The organism is Paenibacillus sp. J22P90 (assembly GCF_059692195.1).
Genome location: NZ_JCAUAY010000003.1, coordinates 281,687 through 298,669, shown reverse-complemented (window position 1 = coordinate 298,669; position 16,983 = coordinate 281,687). Strand labels below are relative to the sequence as shown.

Annotated in this window: 16 protein-coding genes; 6 read left to right on the top strand and 10 right to left on the bottom strand. The window is 46.8% G+C overall.

The window, feature by feature from the left end:
• Positions 1-21 precede the first annotated feature (21 nt).
• Entirely contained in the window at positions 22-1,506 is a 1,485-nt protein-coding gene (locus tag AC58UX_RS11690) for a glutamate synthase subunit beta (protein ID WP_497252681.1), read from the top strand.
• 213 nt (positions 1,507-1,719) lie between these two features.
• On the top strand, positions 1,720-2,181 hold the full coding sequence (locus AC58UX_RS11685) for a hypothetical protein (RefSeq protein ID WP_497252679.1): 462 nt from the start codon (positions 1,720-1,722) through the stop codon (positions 2,179-2,181).
• A 54-nt stretch (positions 2,182-2,235) separates the two neighbouring features.
• On the opposite strand, the gene AC58UX_RS11680 is transcribed toward AC58UX_RS11685, so the two are convergent.
• Together AC58UX_RS11680 and AC58UX_RS11675 are read right to left on the bottom strand one after the other, a co-directional pair.
• Positions 2,236-2,922, bottom strand: a complete 687-nt coding sequence (locus AC58UX_RS11680) for a response regulator (protein WP_497252677.1) — start codon at positions 2,920-2,922, stop codon at positions 2,236-2,238.
• Between the two features lie 21 nt (positions 2,923-2,943).
• Complete coding sequence (locus AC58UX_RS11675) at positions 2,944-4,146, bottom strand: sensor histidine kinase (protein ID WP_497252675.1); 1,203 nt, start codon at positions 4,144-4,146, stop codon at positions 2,944-2,946.
• Between the two features lie 187 nt (positions 4,147-4,333).
• On the opposite strand from AC58UX_RS11675, the gene AC58UX_RS11670 reads away from it, so the two are divergent.
• Entirely contained in the window at positions 4,334-5,272 is a 939-nt protein-coding gene (locus AC58UX_RS11670; protein ID WP_497252673.1) for an ABC transporter ATP-binding protein, read from the top strand.
• A gap of 19 nt (positions 5,273-5,291) precedes the next feature.
• A complete protein-coding gene (locus AC58UX_RS11665; protein WP_497252671.1) occupies positions 5,292-6,200 on the top strand; it encodes an ABC transporter permease in 909 nt (302 codons plus the stop codon).
• A gap of 54 nt (positions 6,201-6,254) precedes the next feature.
• Here AC58UX_RS11665 and AC58UX_RS11660 read toward each other — a convergent pair whose 3' ends face one another.
• The 3 genes from AC58UX_RS11660 to AC58UX_RS11650 form a co-directional block, all read right to left on the bottom strand.
• Positions 6,255-6,989 carry an HAD family hydrolase gene (locus AC58UX_RS11660; RefSeq protein WP_497252669.1) on the bottom strand — a complete coding sequence of 245 codons (735 nt, stop codon included), beginning with the start codon at positions 6,987-6,989 and terminating at the stop codon, positions 6,255-6,257.
• Positions 6,990-7,071: 82 nt separating this feature from the next.
• Complete coding sequence (locus AC58UX_RS11655) at positions 7,072-7,524, bottom strand: bactofilin family protein (protein ID WP_497252667.1); 453 nt, start codon at positions 7,522-7,524, stop codon at positions 7,072-7,074.
• Position 7,525: 1 nt separating this feature from the next.
• A complete protein-coding gene (locus tag AC58UX_RS11650; RefSeq protein ID WP_497252665.1) occupies positions 7,526-8,566 on the bottom strand; it encodes a peptidoglycan DD-metalloendopeptidase family protein in 1,041 nt (346 codons plus the stop codon).
• A gap of 198 nt (positions 8,567-8,764) precedes the next feature.
• On the opposite strand from AC58UX_RS11650, the gene AC58UX_RS11645 reads away from it, so the two are divergent.
• Complete coding sequence (locus AC58UX_RS11645; protein WP_497252663.1) at positions 8,765-9,856, top strand: ParM/StbA family protein; 1,092 nt, start codon at positions 8,765-8,767, stop codon at positions 9,854-9,856.
• Between the two features lie 89 nt (positions 9,857-9,945).
• On the opposite strand, the gene AC58UX_RS11640 is transcribed toward AC58UX_RS11645, so the two are convergent.
• The 4 genes from AC58UX_RS11640 to AC58UX_RS11625 are packed head-to-tail and all read right to left on the bottom strand — an operon-like array spanning position 9,946 to position 14,227.
• Positions 9,946-11,298, bottom strand: a complete 1,353-nt coding sequence (locus AC58UX_RS11640) for a GerAB/ArcD/ProY family transporter (RefSeq protein WP_497253637.1) — start codon at positions 11,296-11,298, stop codon at positions 9,946-9,948.
• 38 nt (positions 11,299-11,336) lie between these two features.
• Positions 11,337-11,567, bottom strand: a complete 231-nt coding sequence (locus AC58UX_RS11635) for a hypothetical protein (RefSeq protein ID WP_497252661.1) — start codon at positions 11,565-11,567, stop codon at positions 11,337-11,339.
• 3 nt (positions 11,568-11,570) lie between these two features.
• Positions 11,571-12,743: a Ger(x)C family spore germination protein gene (locus AC58UX_RS11630; RefSeq protein WP_497252659.1), complete on the bottom strand. Its 1,173-nt coding sequence runs from the start codon at positions 12,741-12,743 to the stop codon at positions 11,571-11,573.
• Positions 12,740-14,227, bottom strand: a complete 1,488-nt coding sequence (locus AC58UX_RS11625) for a spore germination protein (RefSeq protein ID WP_497253635.1) — start codon at positions 14,225-14,227, stop codon at positions 12,740-12,742. Before AC58UX_RS11625 ends, AC58UX_RS11630 begins: the two co-directional genes overlap by 4 nt.
• A 388-nt stretch (positions 14,228-14,615) precedes the next feature.
• On the opposite strand from AC58UX_RS11625, the gene cls reads away from it, so the two are divergent.
• A complete protein-coding gene (gene cls / locus AC58UX_RS11620) occupies positions 14,616-16,049 on the top strand; it encodes a cardiolipin synthase (protein ID WP_497252657.1) in 1,434 nt (477 codons plus the stop codon).
• A 31-nt stretch (positions 16,050-16,080) separates the two neighbouring features.
• Here the strand turns inward: cls and ligD are convergent, their stop codons facing one another.
• Positions 16,081-16,977, bottom strand: coding sequence for a non-homologous end-joining DNA ligase (gene ligD, locus AC58UX_RS11615; protein ID WP_497252655.1), 897 nt, complete (start codon positions 16,975-16,977; stop codon positions 16,081-16,083).
• Between the last annotated feature and the right edge of the window lie 6 nt (positions 16,978-16,983).

Below are 16,983 nucleotides of genomic sequence, written 5' to 3'. Positions count from 1 at the left end.
CTCAGGAGGGATTAAACGTAAATGGGTAAACCAACCGGTTTTATAGAACACGCTCGTGAAGTGGCATCCGAAGCTTCTCCTCTGGTCCGAATCGGCCATTGGAAAGAGTTTGCGACACCGCTCACGCAAGATAAATTACAAACACAAGGCTCCCGTTGTATGGATTGCGGGATTCCTTTCTGCCACACAGGGGCATTAATCAGCGGCATGGCCGCTGGTTGCCCAGTGAACAACCTCATTCCTGAGTGGAATGATCTCGTGTATCGCGGTCAATGGCGTGAAGCTTTGGATCGTCTGCACAAAACGAATAATTTCCCGGAATTTACGGGCCGTGTGTGTCCAGCGCCTTGTGAAGGCTCTTGTACCGTAGGCTTGAAGGATACGCCGGTTACGATTAAAAGCATTGAGAAAGCCATCATCGATAAAGGGTTTGATGAGGGCTGGATCAAGCCTGAACCGCCGGAAACGCGCACAGGGAAAAAGGTTGCGGTTGTTGGTTCAGGTCCTTCCGGGCTTGCGGCAGCTGCGCAGCTGAACAAAGCTGGGCATTGGGTTACTGTGTTTGAACGGGCCGACCGTGTTGGCGGCTTGCTGATGTACGGTATCCCGAACATGAAGCTGGACAAAAAGTATGTCCAGCGCCGTGTGGATCTGCTCGAAGCTGAAGGTGTAGCGTTCGTTACAGGTGCGCATGTCGGTGTGAACTATCCGATTGAGAAACTGCAAGAGGAATTCGATGCGATCGTCCTGTGCGGCGGAGCTACGAAAGGCCGCGATCTTCCGATCGAGGGCCGTGAGCTCGGCGGCGTGCATTTGGCGATGGAATTCCTCAGCAAAAACACAAAAAGCTTGCTCGACTCCGAGCATGCCGATCGTGAATTCATTTCCGCCGAAGGCAAAGACGTTATCGTTATCGGCGGTGGTGACACAGGAACTGACTGCGTAGGTACTTCCATTCGTCATAAATGTAAGAGTGTGACGCAGTTCGAGATCATGCCGAAGTCGCCGGAAACACGTCCAGCGAACAACCCTTGGCCGGAATGGCCGAAGGTGCTGAAAGTGGACTATGGTCAACAGGAGGCAGCTGCGCTTCAGGGTGAAGATCCGCGTACGTACTTGATCAACACCAAGAAATTCGTGGGGGATGAGAACGGCAACTTGAAGGAGCTGCACACGGTTCTGATCGAGTGGCAGAAGAACGAGAAGGGTGCGTTCGTGCCGGTTGAAGTGCCAGGCAGCGAAAAGGTTTACCCAGCGCAGCTGGTGTTGATTGCCATGGGCTTCACGGGACCAGAGAGCACTGTTTTAGATCAGCTTGGCGTAGCTAAAGACGAGCGCTCCAATGCAAAAGCCGACTACGGGAAGTTCGCTACGAACGTAGAAGGGGTTTTCGCTGCTGGCGACATGCGCCGCGGGCAAAGTCTCGTGGTATGGGCCATCAACGAGGGCCGTGCGGTAGCGCGTGAAGTGGATCGCTTCTTGATGGGATCGTCGAATTTACCATAAGATTGTGAGACTGCTTGCAGGTAGATAATCTACTTGCAAGCAGTTTTTTTATCGCGCTAAATATGCTGCACATGCATTAGTCCGATAGGACTAAATCAGCTGCTTCGCCTGCATGCACTAGATAAACGTGAACATTTCCGAATTCTCATGTACAATAAGAGAAAGTATAAGTCCAAGCAGGGATTGCATGACGTACGGAATGGAGGAATGCACATGAAGAGGGAAGAACTCTTAACACCAGCGGAGTTGCAGGCGTTACTGGCGGGGAATGATGAGATTGCGGAGGAGCTTGAACACGATGAGCAACTTGGGGCGCAAGATCTGATTTCTTTGCAAAGATCTGTGACGCATCTTTCCAAGCAGGTCTTAGAGCTTCAAAGACAGCTTCATGAGCAGATTGAACTCCAGAATAGCCGGCAGGAGCAATTTCTACGACTCTGTAGGCACGAGCTTGAGAACAAGCTGTATGAGCAGTTAGTCACTACGATGGCGGCACATCAGCAATCTTCTAATCAAGTAGACCATGCTGCAAAGGCTCCCGATGAAGTCAGTCCCAAGAGGGAAACCTCGATTGACACGAAGGAAGCAGATCCGCAGCTACCGTTCTCCAGAGTTAAGAGCTACAGCAAAATTCGCAAAAGAAAAAAGGGCTTCATCGAGAAGCTCTTCGAATAGCTTAAACAAAGACCGCTTCTTCACAGAGTGAAGAGCGGTCTTTGTTTATTAATACTACAACATCCCCTCATCATGCGCCTTCTTCGAAGCTTGAACCCTGTCACGGACGTCCATCTTCGAATAGATGTTAGAGATGTAGTTCTTCACCGTACCCTCGGACAAAAATAGACGCTCAGCGATCTCGCGGTTATTAAGGCCGTCGGCAATGCAGTGGAGCACCTGCAATTCACGATCACTGAGCCCGTAGGAATCTGCTCTAACACTCACTTCCTTATCTTCAGAGGAAGCTCCAGCCCCACTTGCCCCGTCTCGCGCCTGCTGAACGAGCATCTTGGCAATGTCATGCGGGATCAACGTGCCGCCTTGATGAACCCATTTAATTCCAGTAGCTAGCTCCTTGGGATGAATGGCTTTCAATAAATAGCCTTCGGCCCCTGCGCTAAGAGCGTCTACAACGTAGCCAATCTCTTGGAAGGTCGTCAAAATAACGACGCGGATGTTCGGCCAGGCGATTTTGATTTGGCGAGTGGCTTCAACACCATCCATGATCGGCATATGAATGTCCATGAGCACGACATTGGGCTGCATTTCTTCGCATAGCTTGATAGCGACGTCTCCGTTTTCGGCTAAACCAACGACTTCAATATCAGGGTCCATCCCCAGCACGATGTGTAAGCTTTCACGAATTAAATCCTGATCATCTACCAGGAGCAGTTTGAGTATAGCTTGGTTAACAGTCATAGGTAATCCTCCTCACAGCGATTAAAAGGTTGGAAAACGTTTTACAGGAATGAAACAATGGACAACCGTCCCTTGCTCAGGTAAGGAGCGTACTTGCAAGGTACCTTGCAGCGCGGATATTCGTTCTTGCATCGCGGTGATACCGAAGCCTACTTTCAGCTGATCCGTGCCAATGCCATCGTCTTCAATGCGAAGGGAAATTTGGTTGTCCGCATAGGTGAGCACGATCTCAATTGAGGTTGCTTTTCCATGGCGTTTCGCATTTGTTAATGATTCCTGCAGGCAGCGAATGAGCGAAAGCTTGGTCTGTTTGGGAATTTCGAATTCTTCACTAACCGTCGTGAAGTGAATTTGAGTGCCCGTGTGCAAGGCAAATTCATTTGCCAAACGGGAAAGCTGCTGAGATAGCAGGGTATCTCCCTCTTGGGGGACCATCTGGTGAATGCTGCGACGGACTTCTTCTAGGCCACCTCTAGTCACGTTGCGCAGGACGTCGAGTTTTTGCTTCGCCTTTTCTGGCGAAACTTCGATGAGATAAGATACGGCGTCCATGCCCATGATGACGGATGTAAAGGTATGTCCGACCGTATCATGCAGTTCGCGGGCCATCCGATTGCGCTCTTCAACTAAGGTAAGCTGTTCAATCTGATTCGCGTACTGCTCTAGCACGTTATTTTGTTCATGAATCAAATGGTATTGACGTTGGTTTTCCTCTAGCAGCTTCTCGGTCTTCTCATTCGAGGAGACAGCACGCTGTAAGCTGAGCCCGATGGCGAAGAAGAGGACGGCATTCAGGATAAAACTAAATAATTGCCCGACGCCCATGTCACTATGCAGCAGGAAAAAGTAAGTGACAGGCATCCCTACCATGAAGATCGGGGCGGTCCACCAAGCATTTTTTCGGTCGGTGAGGAATCCAATGACCATAATTGGGCAATTAATGGTAAGTAGAGCGTCTTGCTCCATCCACGCCAAGTATATTTGCAAGGGGATACCGGTTAATAAAACAGCTATCGGGTACAAAGTCGAGTTAATATACTGAGGGCGCCAAAATAGAAAAGGGGCTCCGTAAGACAGCAAAATAGCTAGTATGGTTAACAGGATGTGGGAGAACGTTTGTTCATAGATGTGAAGGCAGCTATACAGTAAACCAAGCAGTGCAGCACCGGTCAAAACAATAAACAGCGACCATTCTACACCATGCCAGGGTCTTCTTTGGATCATAGATGAGCTCCTTTACTAACGGGTCGTATCTTTCCATTGTACATAAATTTAGGGAAAAGCCATAGTGAACGCAGTCATATGATTCAATTGTGACTTCATTATGACTCAATTATCACTGGGCAAGACATTCGAAGTAGGATAGAGTAGGATTGGATTATATTGGTTTTAAAAATGAGGAGGATATCGCATGTCAGCATCGCAAGAGGCGCTTACGTCGCCCATCGTGCAGGTGGATCGTATTTCCAAACGCATTGGTTCTAAGACCATTATTGATAAGTTAAGCTTTGATGTGCCGCGAGGGGAAGTGTTCGGTTTTTTGGGGCCGAATGGTGCGGGCAAAACAACAACCATCCGCATGATGGTTGGATTGATGTCGATCACAGAAGGGGATATACGCGTAGGCGGGTATTCCATTCGGACGCATTTTGAACAGGCGATTCGTTATATTGGGGCGATTGTTGAAAATCCCGAAATGTATAAGTTTATGAGCGGTTATAAAAATTTGGTGCATTACGCCAGGATGATTCCAGGCATTGAAGAGGATCGGATTCAAGAGGTGATTGATCTTGTTGGGATGACGAATCGCATTCATGACAAGGTGAAAACCTACTCCCTCGGGATGCGCCAACGATTAGGCATCGCCCAAGCGCTTTTACATAAGCCTTCCGTCCTGATTCTGGACGAACCTACGAATGGGCTGGATCCTGCCGGCATTCGGGAGCTTCGAGATCATTTGCGTAAACTTACACGAGATGAAGGGATATCCGTTATCGTTTCTTCTCACTTATTAGCGGAAATGGAGCTTATGTGCGACCGTGTTGCCATTATTCAGAATGGGAAGCTAGTCGACGTCAGACTGATTAAAGAATATGTAAAAGAGGATGGCAAACAGCGGGTTGTCTTCGAGGTAGAGGCGCTCGATCGCGCGCTTCAGTTAGCTTCCGCACAAGGTCAAGTCGTGGAAGTGATCGAAGAGTTCCTCGTCATGGTTCTAGATAAGGAAGAAACGGCTGCATGGAATAGGCGATTCGTTGAGGCAGGAATTGCTGTATACGGCATCCGCAAATCGGCGAAGTCACTGGAAGATCAATTCTTAGAAATGACGGGAAGTGATCCTATTGCTTAACCTAATCAAAAATGAACAGATGAAAATTTACAGTCGACTTCGAACTTGGATTTTAGCAATATTATTAGTTGTCATTGTCGTGCTTACGGGGATATTATCGCATTCGGATTATAACCAAGATGATAGCTGGAAACTAAGAGCTTCAGAAACTATTGAGCATAATAAGAAGGAGCTTGCGAGTCCAGACCTTCCCGAAAATTTTAAGAAGCAGATGAGGGAACAAAATGCACTACAGCAACACATGCTGGATCATAATTATCCACCTATGGAGAATACGCTGTGGGGCGGAATGATGACCGCTTCAGGTCTGATCATTCTGGTTACACTGTTCACGGTCATTATTGCCGGAGACATGGTGGCCGGTGAGTTTACTTGGGGAACCATCAAACTGCTGCTCATTCGTCCTGCGAGTCGATCGAAGATTCTTTTGTCGAAGTACCTGACAACCTTACTTTTTGCAGCTACACTGCTGGTGATCTTGTTCATCACAGCTCTGATCGTGAATGGCTTCATGTATGGCTTTGGGCGATTAACCCTTCCGCATCTAATTGTAAATGCCGCAGGTCAAGTACAGGAGAAGAGCATGCTGTTCTATGTATTTGCGACTTATGGATTTAAATTAATCGAGCTGGTGATGATCGTTACGTTAGCTTTTATGTTTTCGACAGTGTTTCGCAGCGCATCTCTTGCGATCGGTCTCAGCATATTTATCATGTTTGCAGGGCAAGTGATTACGTTATTGTTCCTAAGATACACTTGGGGGAAATATTTCCTATTTGCCAATACTGATCTCACGCCGTATCTGGAGGATAGACCGTTAGCTGAGGGGATGACGATGGGCTTCTCCATCACGATGCTCGTATTTTATTTCTTACTGTTCAATGTACTTTCCTGGGAAATATTCCGTAGACGCGATGTCGCGGCTTAATAGCGTAAAAAAGAACGATCCTTCCGGTTCAACTTTCACCGTGGGATCGTTCTTTTATTTTTGAATATACGATTGAATCGTTTCTGGCACTTCCAGAAGCGACGGCAGCTGATAAAACGCGCCTTTTGGTGTGACGTCGATCGTCCCCTTGTTAAACACCCAGTCATCGACAACAGGAATATGAATCGCATGGATGCCTGCGTGAAGCGCTGGCAGAACATCTGTCGTAATCGAGTTGCCAATCATCCAAGTGTGCTGGCGGTCAAAACGTTGTTCCTGCATCAGCGTATTCATGAACTCACGGGTCTTGTGTACGGTGACGAAGATACGATCTTGAAAGAATTCGTCGAGGCCAACGTCCTTAATTTTTTTCAATTGAATGGAGACGTCTCCGCCAGTATATAGAAACAAGTTGTGACCTGCTTGTTGAAGGCTGTGAAGGGTCTCATTCATCAATGGATAAGGCTCAACTGTGTAGCTGTAGACCGTGTGGCCGAGCTGCATAAGCCAGTCCATTTCTTTGGCGCTGACAGGACGATTATAGTGCTGTGCAAACCATTGATAGGTCTCAACGAATGACTTGGGAAAGCGCTCCGGCATGAAGCCGTGAATTTGAATGCCAGCAAGGTCGATATCCAACTGCTTTTTTTTAATGTCCTGCTTAGTCAGAGCGTGTCCTGAATACCAAGTTAGCATCAGATCAACGAACTGATCAATCACGAAGTCAAAATATTTATTGCAATGCACCAATGTATCATCAAGATCAAATAGGATGGATTGTTCTCTCATAGTCCTTATGTCTCCTATACTAGTTAGAAATAATTGTCCAACCAGTATACCATGCGGCTAGCTGCAATCCTAGCATTCGGGATTACATGGCAACGGTGTTGCCTTTGTACATAGGTTCAGGTGCAGCAACAGGTCTGTTCCCTGTCTCAGGCTCGTTGTTAGGCACAGGCGCTGCAACGGTTGATTTTGTATCCATTTTGCTGCTGCCTTGGAATACGCCGCCTTCTTCAATGATGAAAGAGGCTGCGCTAATATTGCCATGCAGGGAGCCTGTGGAGGTAATCGTCAGCTTGCCTTTGGTCGTAATATTCCCATGGACGCTTCCAGCCAAAACGACATCTCGCGCATTAATATTGGATTTCACAACGCCGTGCTCGCCAATAATAACGTCCCCTGCACAATCGATATCGCCAGTAATTCCACCTTCAATGCGGATGCTAGCCTCCGATTTAATACGGCCTTCGAAGCTGGTTCCCTCCCCTATCAGCGTATCGGTTGTATTAGGATTCATGAGATTTTTTGTCTTTTTGAACATGTTAGTTATCATCCTTTCGAATCGATTTAAGATAAGGTTTGGGGTCGATGCTTTCACCGTTTTTAAGAACTTCATAATGGAGATGTGCACCTGTACTGCGGCCAGTGGAGCCGACTAGACCAATCGTGCTGCCTTTTTCGACAGTATCTCCTTTGTTAACAAGTATTTTATTTAAATGCATATACCAGGTGCGTAAGCCTTTGGAATGCTCAATCACAATGTTGTTGCCGTGGTAAATGTCTTTCCCTGTACTGACGACTTTCCCAGCAGCGGTTGCAAATACGGGATCATTCTCATGAGCACCGAAATCAATGCCAGAATGATAACTCGGTATTTTGGTAAAAGGGTCTGATCGATATCCAAAAGGGGAAGTAACGACCTTTGTGCTAGTTGGCCACAGTGTTGGCGTTATGCGCAGCTGCTCTTGTTTGTCGGCAACCTTCTGCTTGGTTGCGGTCAAATTCGTTTGCAACGCTTGAACTTCCCCGTTAAGTGCCGTAAATGAGGCAAGTGTATCTTGACCTAGCTTAAGAATGACATCTTGCGATACAGGATTCGGGCTTCCTCCCACACCGGTTGAAGCGGATGATGCATCAGCAACTGGCTGATTGGCATCTTTCTTATCCTTACCTGCGGTTGAGGCGCTTGCAATGGCAGTTTTACCTGGTTCTGGGTCAATCCCTGCGATCGATTTGAGATCATTCTCGAGCTTCTTCACTTCTTCGACCTGCGATTTCATCTGTTCCGCTTGCTGGGACAGTTGAATCACTTCATTTTGCAATTGCTCGATCGCCTCGTTCTTGGAGGATAAGGCTGCGCTCCATTGCTCGTTGGCACCGCTCAGCTTGGTCTGTAAATCACTCGCCTGTTTCAAGCTATGTGTATGTAAAACATATATCGATATGGAAATCAGCAGCAGCAAGGAAACGAAGGCAGCTGCGATATAGGCTGCTAAATGGGGAATGCGAAACCTGACGACCGATTGATTAGCGTCTGGTATGATAACCAGTGTCAGTTTTTTGGGTTTCCACTTGAGCTTCATAAGGGCTAGATTATCTCCTGTCGTGGTTGAATTTGGTAATGGGTGGTCTGTACAACATTCGTCATATTGCGCCAAAAACCTGCCTTCCTGCCTACTAGTCCTAGTAAATTGAGTCTAAAGTAGGAAGGAATCCTGTCGTATATGATCGAATGTACTAATACAATTACAGAAAGCTGTAGATTTGGAGTGGAGGCACACATGATTAAGCTTGCAGGTATTGACATAGGGAACGATAGTATTAAGTTGGTGCTAGATGGGTCTAGAGAACCATTAGTGATACCGAATATCATTGCGCCTGGCTACGAGAGACACATTTTGCAAGAAGAAGATTCACCTTGGAAAGCGTTGGATGTTGTCATTTACAGTCCAAGCCTTTCACAAAGGAATCAACGTTATTTCGTAGGGCAGCTTGCCTTGGAGCACGAAGATAACTTAGAGCTGGAAGATACAGATAATAAAGCGCTATCGGATCAATCCCTCATTGTTGCACTGACTGCACTTGCTTATCAAGGTCTCACAAACCAAGTGGCTAACCCTGGCTACGGCAACGTTGATGAAGTTGAATACACAATTGGTACGGGCTTACCTGTTCGTTCTTTTCCGAAATATCATCAATCCTTCGAGCATCGACTTCTGGGTGAGCACGAAGTGACGTTCCTTTCCACACCGCAATTCCATAATCGCAAAATCAAAGTTTCGATCCGCAAAGTAGCGGTCTCCATTGAAGGCGCTGCGGCTATGTTCCACTTGGCGACGCATGACAGCCTGCAGGTGAGAGACGAAGAAATTTACAACGGCTGCATCGGTGTTTGTGAAATCGGTGCGTTGACGACAGATTTCCCGGTCATCAAGCGGATGGCGATTGATAATCATTTTAGCCATGGCGAGCAAATTGGTATCGCAACTTATTTGGATGCCATCATTCGCGATGTGGAAGATGCGTATGGCCACTTGTTCCCAAGCCGTGCGAAGCTTGCGCAGCGCGTGAAGAATCGGCAATTTACGATTCAGCTTCCAGGGGAAGGCCAAGTGGATATTCGGCCGATCGTGGATCAGCATTTCCGTCGTGCTGCTGTGCGCATGGTCGAAATGATTAAAAAACGCTGGCGCAAATGCCCAGATATTCAATGCTTTTACGTGATTGGCGGCGGTGCAGCAGCGTTGAAGCCTTACATTCAAGACGCTGCGGGAGCGATGAAATTACGCTTCACGAATGAGAGCGAATACTTAAACGTTCATGGCTACTTGAAAGTAGCGAAAAGCCGTTTAAACCAATCCGTTCCTGTTTAATATAACGAGGCACCTGCATAGGCAGGTGCTTTTTTCATTTGTATAAGCATTCCTCCACAACTCATTTCACGTTAATGTATGAATTCACATTAGTTGCTGCTTTCAGCTTGCTTGAGTTTGGTGAGCTCCATATAGGTAGTCAAAGTCGTTAGCAGGAGGCAACTGCCGAAACCAATTGCACAAATCATCCCCATTAGCGGAGATTTCTCACCGAACATAAGGCCTACGAGGACAAATGAAACGCAAAGAAGCAGTACCAGATTTCCTCCTTGTAGCCATTGCATATAGGTCAGGCGCTGGCTTAGTTTAGCTGCACTTTGTGCGGGATCCTTCTTGGCATGTGTTCCCCCGGGGGGAGGAGGAAAGGCATGCGGATATTTTCTTCGCTTCCAGACCCCTGCGATGAAGAGTAGTGCCATGATGAAGGGTTGGTAAGTCATAACAATGACCGACGAGCTGTAGTTGGAGAAGGAAAGCAGCTCGGTGGTGCTTTTGAAGGAAAGGCAAGTACATAGTGCCAGTAACAGCGCGATAGGCTTGTTGATCATCGGATAATTACGCTGTTTGAATATAGAGCTGATCCCGAGCAGAAGTGCCAAATAAATGGCAATGATTTTACATCCCACTGTCGGAAACCAGATCATCAGCATGACGAGATCAAGACGGTCGAGAAAGTCAGTGACATGGATCGTTTGGACTAAGTTATAGCTGGGATATGATAAATTCGCAGGTATCTTAGGGCCGAGTACGGCGATTAAAGCGAAAAGAACGAGTGTGAGTAGAAAAAAACCAAGCAGGGAGCCGTGTCGAATGGCCGATCGGATATGGTTGGCATTGTACAACATATGAAGGAACGCACCTAATATGAAGATGTCACCAGCATTTCCGAGTGTCAAAAAGGAGCTTGCCGTCCAGTTCTGGAGCGGCATGGTCAGAATCGGCGTCGTCAGTCGCAAATAAAATTCGTTCGATAAGAGCAGCGGCATAATGGTAATGGTCGCGACGAAAAGTGGGTAGAACAGGTCATTTACACGTGCAATGACTTCTACACTCGTTTTGCCAAAATACATGAGCAACAAGCAGTTGAGTAAAATTAAGATTTCTAAGGGTGTTGTGCTCAGCAGCAGGGTTGAACTAAATCTAGATACGGAGGAAATGTCCCGGACTACAATCTGCCAGAAATGAAACAAAATAAGTAAATTCACACAAGTGCCTAGCCATTGTCCTAATAAAGCTTTAGACATTTCGAAAATGTTCTTTTGCGGATAGAGCTTGGCCATATAGCCAAAGAAACCAGCAATCAGGAATACATAAAATATAGAAAGTAAATAGCTGAACCAAGCATCCATTTGATTGATCCGTATCAATTCATTTTGCAAGGTTAGGATGCCTCCGCTAGTCACGATGGAAGAAGCCAGCCATGAGAGTTGACGCTGGTTAATGACTTGTTTGCTATTGATGAGAAAAACCTCCTTTCTGCTTAAATACCAAGAACTTTTACGATCCAGGGAGAAACCACTTGCACGAAAAAATAGGATGGCATGGGTATAATCACATGTAGATATTTCGTAATCAGCAGGACAGTGATAATCCCGATGGCGAGACCATACGTTATTTTGTTCCCAATTCCCGCTTGTTGCAGCATTTTACGATCGACAATGAAGGATCCGATTAAAATGAAGAGAAATGAGATGACGAAGATCCCATCCATCGTTTAGATCCCTCCCTTCGTCACGTTTTGGTTAATCATGCCAGTATCTGGTATGGAGGCATTCACGACAATGTTGAATTCGGCCTCTTTAAAATAATGTTCCCAATCCTTCTTAAAGTGTTCGTTCCACTTCTGAGGATGGGTTCGCCAAACGATGAGACCGAGTTGAGCAGAATCCGTGCCTTCTTTTTGCATCTGTTTTATCGTTGCGAGAACGGACGATTTGACTTGCTCTGCAAACTTGGTTTCCACGCTATGAAGGTTTTCGGATTTGAATAAATCCTTATTAGATAAGTCTTCTCTGACTGCTCCACGAGCTTCCACGACCACGTCGAACATCACTTTGTCTCCCATTAGCTTAGGTGTGATGGCTGTCTTTCCGCCTATGACGGCTACCGAGATTTTAGAATCCTCCTCCAGGGGGAATGTGTACTGCTGTGCTTTCACTTGATTTCTTAGCCACATTAGGCCTTGGGCTTCAATTTTCTTATAGACACCAACCATCCGATCACCTTTGAATTGAACGTAACCAATCAATTGGATTTCTTGAGAAGGGTCCTTGGTGGCTTGTGTTTCTTTCGGCTCAAAATAGTTCATAATCGGGTCACTATTGAAGCTTAGCGAAATGCCAATATCCTTGATGGAGGTGGGCATAGCATATCGTGATTTTGCCAGTTCTCGAATTACTTCTGCTGGGAAACGTTCAAATTTCGGCGCTGTATTGAGCAAATCATAGCCCTTCCCTTTCGTAACGACGAGGAATGTTGTCATCCGATTCTCCGTTGAACGAGGCAGCACATCGAACAAGGAATGAATGCCTTGTTTTGCAAGCTTCTCACCGATGACGATCGTTCTTCGATGTGAGAGAAAGAGTCGCCTTGCCATACGCGATTGGAGCTTACTGAAAGCATCACGGTAGGTAATGCCTACTTCGGAATCAATGTAATAGCTTTTACCTCCTGACGTGCCCCCGCCTCCGCCGCTTGCTCCACCCATGGAGCCGGGCAGCGGAAGCATATGCGCGATACGATATCTGCCATCATCCTCTAAATCGGCGGAAGAAGTGACGACAAATGCGAGGTCATTGGTCTCCGTACGATCCCAGCAGCCAGTAAGAAGAGTCGTGGCTGCTAGTATGGTTACGATCAGGCTGATACGCTGTTTAGGTTGTATCATTTCGACTGTTCCTCCTCACTGGCTTTGTGTACGTGCTCTATACTGCTTCCGTCTACGCCTCCGGATTTCTTGATTTGTTTCGCAAGTGAATCATCTTGACTAACGTTATCTTGCACTGCCATAAATTCGGGACGCTTCCATATTTGCCACAAAGGAGCACGAACAAGCACATCTTTCATATCACTAACAGATAAGGGACCGATGGGAGACAGATATGGAACTCCAAAGGAACGGAGATTCGCCATATGACCGATCAAAATCATGATAGAGAAGAAAATGCCATAGAAACCGAATACGGCAGCGGCAATGAGAATGGGAAAGCGAAGCATCCGAATCGCAATCGCTCCGTTAAATCTTGGAATGGTGAAGGAAGCGATACCTGTAATCGAGACGACAATAACCATCGGTGCGGATACGATTCCGGCTTGTACGGCTGCTTGCCCAACGACTAGTGCGCCTAAGATAGAAACGGCGGAGCCAACTGCCTTCGGCAGGCGGATCCCCGCTTCTCGCAGGGCTTCAAAGGTAATTTCCATGATGAAAGCTTCAACCACAGATGGAAACGGAATCGCCTCCCGGGAAGCAGCGACACTCAGCATTAGTGCGGTTGGGAGTAGTGCTTGATGGTACGTTGTTATCGCTACATAAAGCGCCGGCGTCGTTAAGGATAGAAACATGAAAACATAACGAAGCAAGCGTAACAATGTGCTAATTTGGAATCGTTCATAGTAGTCTTCGCTCGTTTGCATAATTTGAATGAAGACGAAGGGGACGATGAGAGCGAATGGTGTTCCGTCAGTAAGAATTGCAACGCGCCCTTGAAGTAAAGCGGCAGCAACCACGTCGGGGCGCTCCGTATATTGCATTTGTGGAAACGGCGAATAGGCATCGTCCTGAATGAGTTCTTCAATCATGCCTGATTCCAGAATGGCATCAATCTTGATGAGCTCTAGTCGTTTGACGACTTCTTCAATTAACGAAGGCATAGCTAGGTCTTCCATGTAGCAGACGACAAGGTTGGTATTGCTCTCTTTGCCGACACTCATCGATTTCATCTTCAGTCGAGGCGTCTTTAGCTTGCGTCGGATCATAGAGGTATTCGTACGAATGCTCTCTACGAAGCCTTCTTTCGGTCCACGTACGACCGTTTCAGTCTCTGGTTCACCGACGGAACGTTTCTCAGTACCACGGATGCCGAGCAGAATGGCTTTCGCGTTTCCTTCTACCAGCAGGGCGGCATCCCCGCCTAAGACGGAGGCAAGCAAATCTCCGTAGTTATCGGAAATCTGCGTCTGTGACACCGGCAGAATGACATTGGCGATACGCTCAATGGAGGTTTCACCGCCGCCGATCAGCATGAGTGATTTCATCGTATCGTTCAGTAGCTGTGTATTGGTTAGACCATCCACGAAAAGAAGCAGGGCTGGAATATGAGGATCAATTTCGAATTCCCTCACGACGACATCGGAACAATCCCGAAACATGTCTTTGATGAAGGCATGATTCTCATCCAGCAGCAGCGAGAGCTTGGTCTTTTTAAGGTCTTCGATAAACTGAATCTCGAGAGCTTGATCCAAATCAGCAGGAGGGCTGTCTTTGCCTTCGCCTTCGCTAACTTGTGTAGATGCACGTCTTTGCAGGATGCTTTTCATCAAATTTTTAGATGTTTTGGTCAAGCGATTGGCACCTCCTGCTGATATCAAGTTAAAGAAATAAGAATGCGTAGATTATGTTCTGCGATTCAGCAGGATTTTATTACGAAAGATGGAAAATTTTATTCGCACAGCTGATCTTGGAAAGAAAAGGTATAGCTCAGATAACCTTAGCAAAAGCTATCTCAGCATGAGCATGCAGGGATAGGAGATGGTGTTATTGGTATGGCTTGTTCTATTACTGCTGTTATTTATTTTTCAGGCAGCTACGATTCTAATTTGTGAATATAAAAGGCCTGCCAAGTCTGTGGCATGGCTAAGTATTTTGTTTATTTTTCCAATCATTGGATTCATTATGTATGTTTTCATGGCTAGGGAATATGTAAGACGAAAGAAAGTTCATGGGCATAACAGAACGTGTCGTGAGAAAAAACAGCTCCAAAGTGCTGGCGATAACAACGATTGCTTAGGGGAAGTGGTAAGTAGTGATGACAGCTTTCTGACTGGGGAACAGCGTCTTCGTGCGTGGCTGCGGCACGTGCCAGATGCACCGATTACAACGCGTAATCGGGCCCAGATATTGACGAATGCAGATGTGACATATGAGGCCATGCTGACGGAAATAGGCAAGGCCAAGCACCATATCCATTTCGAATTTTATACGATTCGTGATGATGAGATTGGCGTACGATTTCAAGAGGCATTGCTTCAGAAAGCGAAGGAAGAGGTAACCATCAGGGTCATTTACGATGGCGTGGGGAGTCACTCTCTTTCGAAGGCGTACATCACCAAATTAAAGCGAGCGGGTATTGCTGTACAACCTTTCTTAAAGCCGTTGATCGCATTCTTCGATAAACGGTTAAATTATCGGAACCATCGTAAAATTGTAGTCGTCGACGGCTTGGTTGGTTTTGTAGGTGGCATTAACATTGGCGATGAATATTTGGGCGGAGATCCTAAGCTGGGCTTCTGGCGAGATACCCACGTCATGCTGGTTGGCGATGCGGTGTACGATTTACAGCGCACGTTTCTGACGGACTGGTTTTTCGTGAGCGGGGAAAGCTTGGAAGGGTACAGCTATTATCCTGCTCATAGGGAGCAGCATTCTTCCTATGTTCAAGTTATTTCAAGCGGTCCTGATGCCAGATGGGATGCGATTCAGGAGATGTATTTTGCAGGGTTGATCGCGGCGAGGAATCGGATTTGGATCACAACGCCGTATTTCATTCCCGATCCGAGCATCATCATGGCACTCAAATCAGCAGCGATCAGTGGCGTAGAGGTGAAGGTTATCCTTCCTTACAAGGCGGATTCGCGCATCGTACAATATGCTTCAAGGTCTTATCTGCAGGAATTACTGCAGGTAGGTGTTCGATTCTTCTTGTATCGTAAAGGATTTATACACGCAAAAGTAATCATCGTGGATGACATCTTGGCGACGGTTGGTACAGCGAATGTGGATATGCGCAGTTTTTTTAGCAATTTCGAATTGAATGCGGTGATGTTTGATACCGAGATGATTGTTCGTTTAGAAGAAGATTTCGAGAACGACCTAGCGGAATGTATGGAAGTTCAGTTAGATGAATTTGAAATGAGGTCTCGGGGAGAAAAGGGGAAGGAGTTAGTCGCACGCTTGTTGTCACCTCTGTTTTAAGGAGATGCAAAAAGAGTAGTTCTATAAAGAACTACTCTTTTAATTTACTTAAAATGGCATCTAAATTTTGAGGTGAAACGCGGTCAATCAGATCCCCATAAGTTCGCAGTCGACTCATAATGTTCAGCTGATTGAATTCGCGAGGACTTGGGCGAAGCTCAACCTCTTTCCAGAGCAAGGGCGTCGAGATCGTGGCGTCCTTTTTGGCGCGCGGCGTGTAGGGGGCCGATAGTGTTTTTCCATACCAATGCTGTAGGTAATCGATATATATTTTATCACCGCGATTTTTCTTGAAACGCTCAATGGTAAACAGCTTCGGATGCGTCTGAACCGCATAAGCAGCGATGAAATGGCCGATCTTTCGAAGCTCTTCAAAGGTATAGCCTGCCTGTATGGGGATGTAGATTTGTACCCCCGTTGCGCCAGAAGTCTTAGGGACGGACTGAATGCGTAACGAGTCCAACACTTCACCGATGATAAGCGCCGCCTCCATGATGCGAGGTTCTTCCTCCAAGGTCGGGTCGATATCAATCAGCCATTCTGCGGGCAGCGTCTCGCCAATGTAATGAAAAGAAGGGTGAAACTCTAGGCAAGTCAGATTTCCCAGCCACATGAGTGTGGATAAGGAATCCAAATTCACATAATTAATGCCGTCGAGCGGTGCTAGCTTAACGAAGCTGGGCACGGGATCTGGCGCATTTTTCTGATAAAAGGACTTGTCATCATACCCATGCGGAAAGCGAATGGTCGTTAGATGGCGATTGCGGCAATAGCGTAAAAGGTAGGGCGAGAGCTCACTCAATTTCGTGAGATAATCTGCTTTCGTGATACCCAAGTCAGGCCATAGCGGCTTATTCGGATTCGTGATCGTCAACTCGTTGCCCTCTACGAGAAGCGTAGCTTTCTCTGCTTTGAACGCCATTGGCATTGCTCC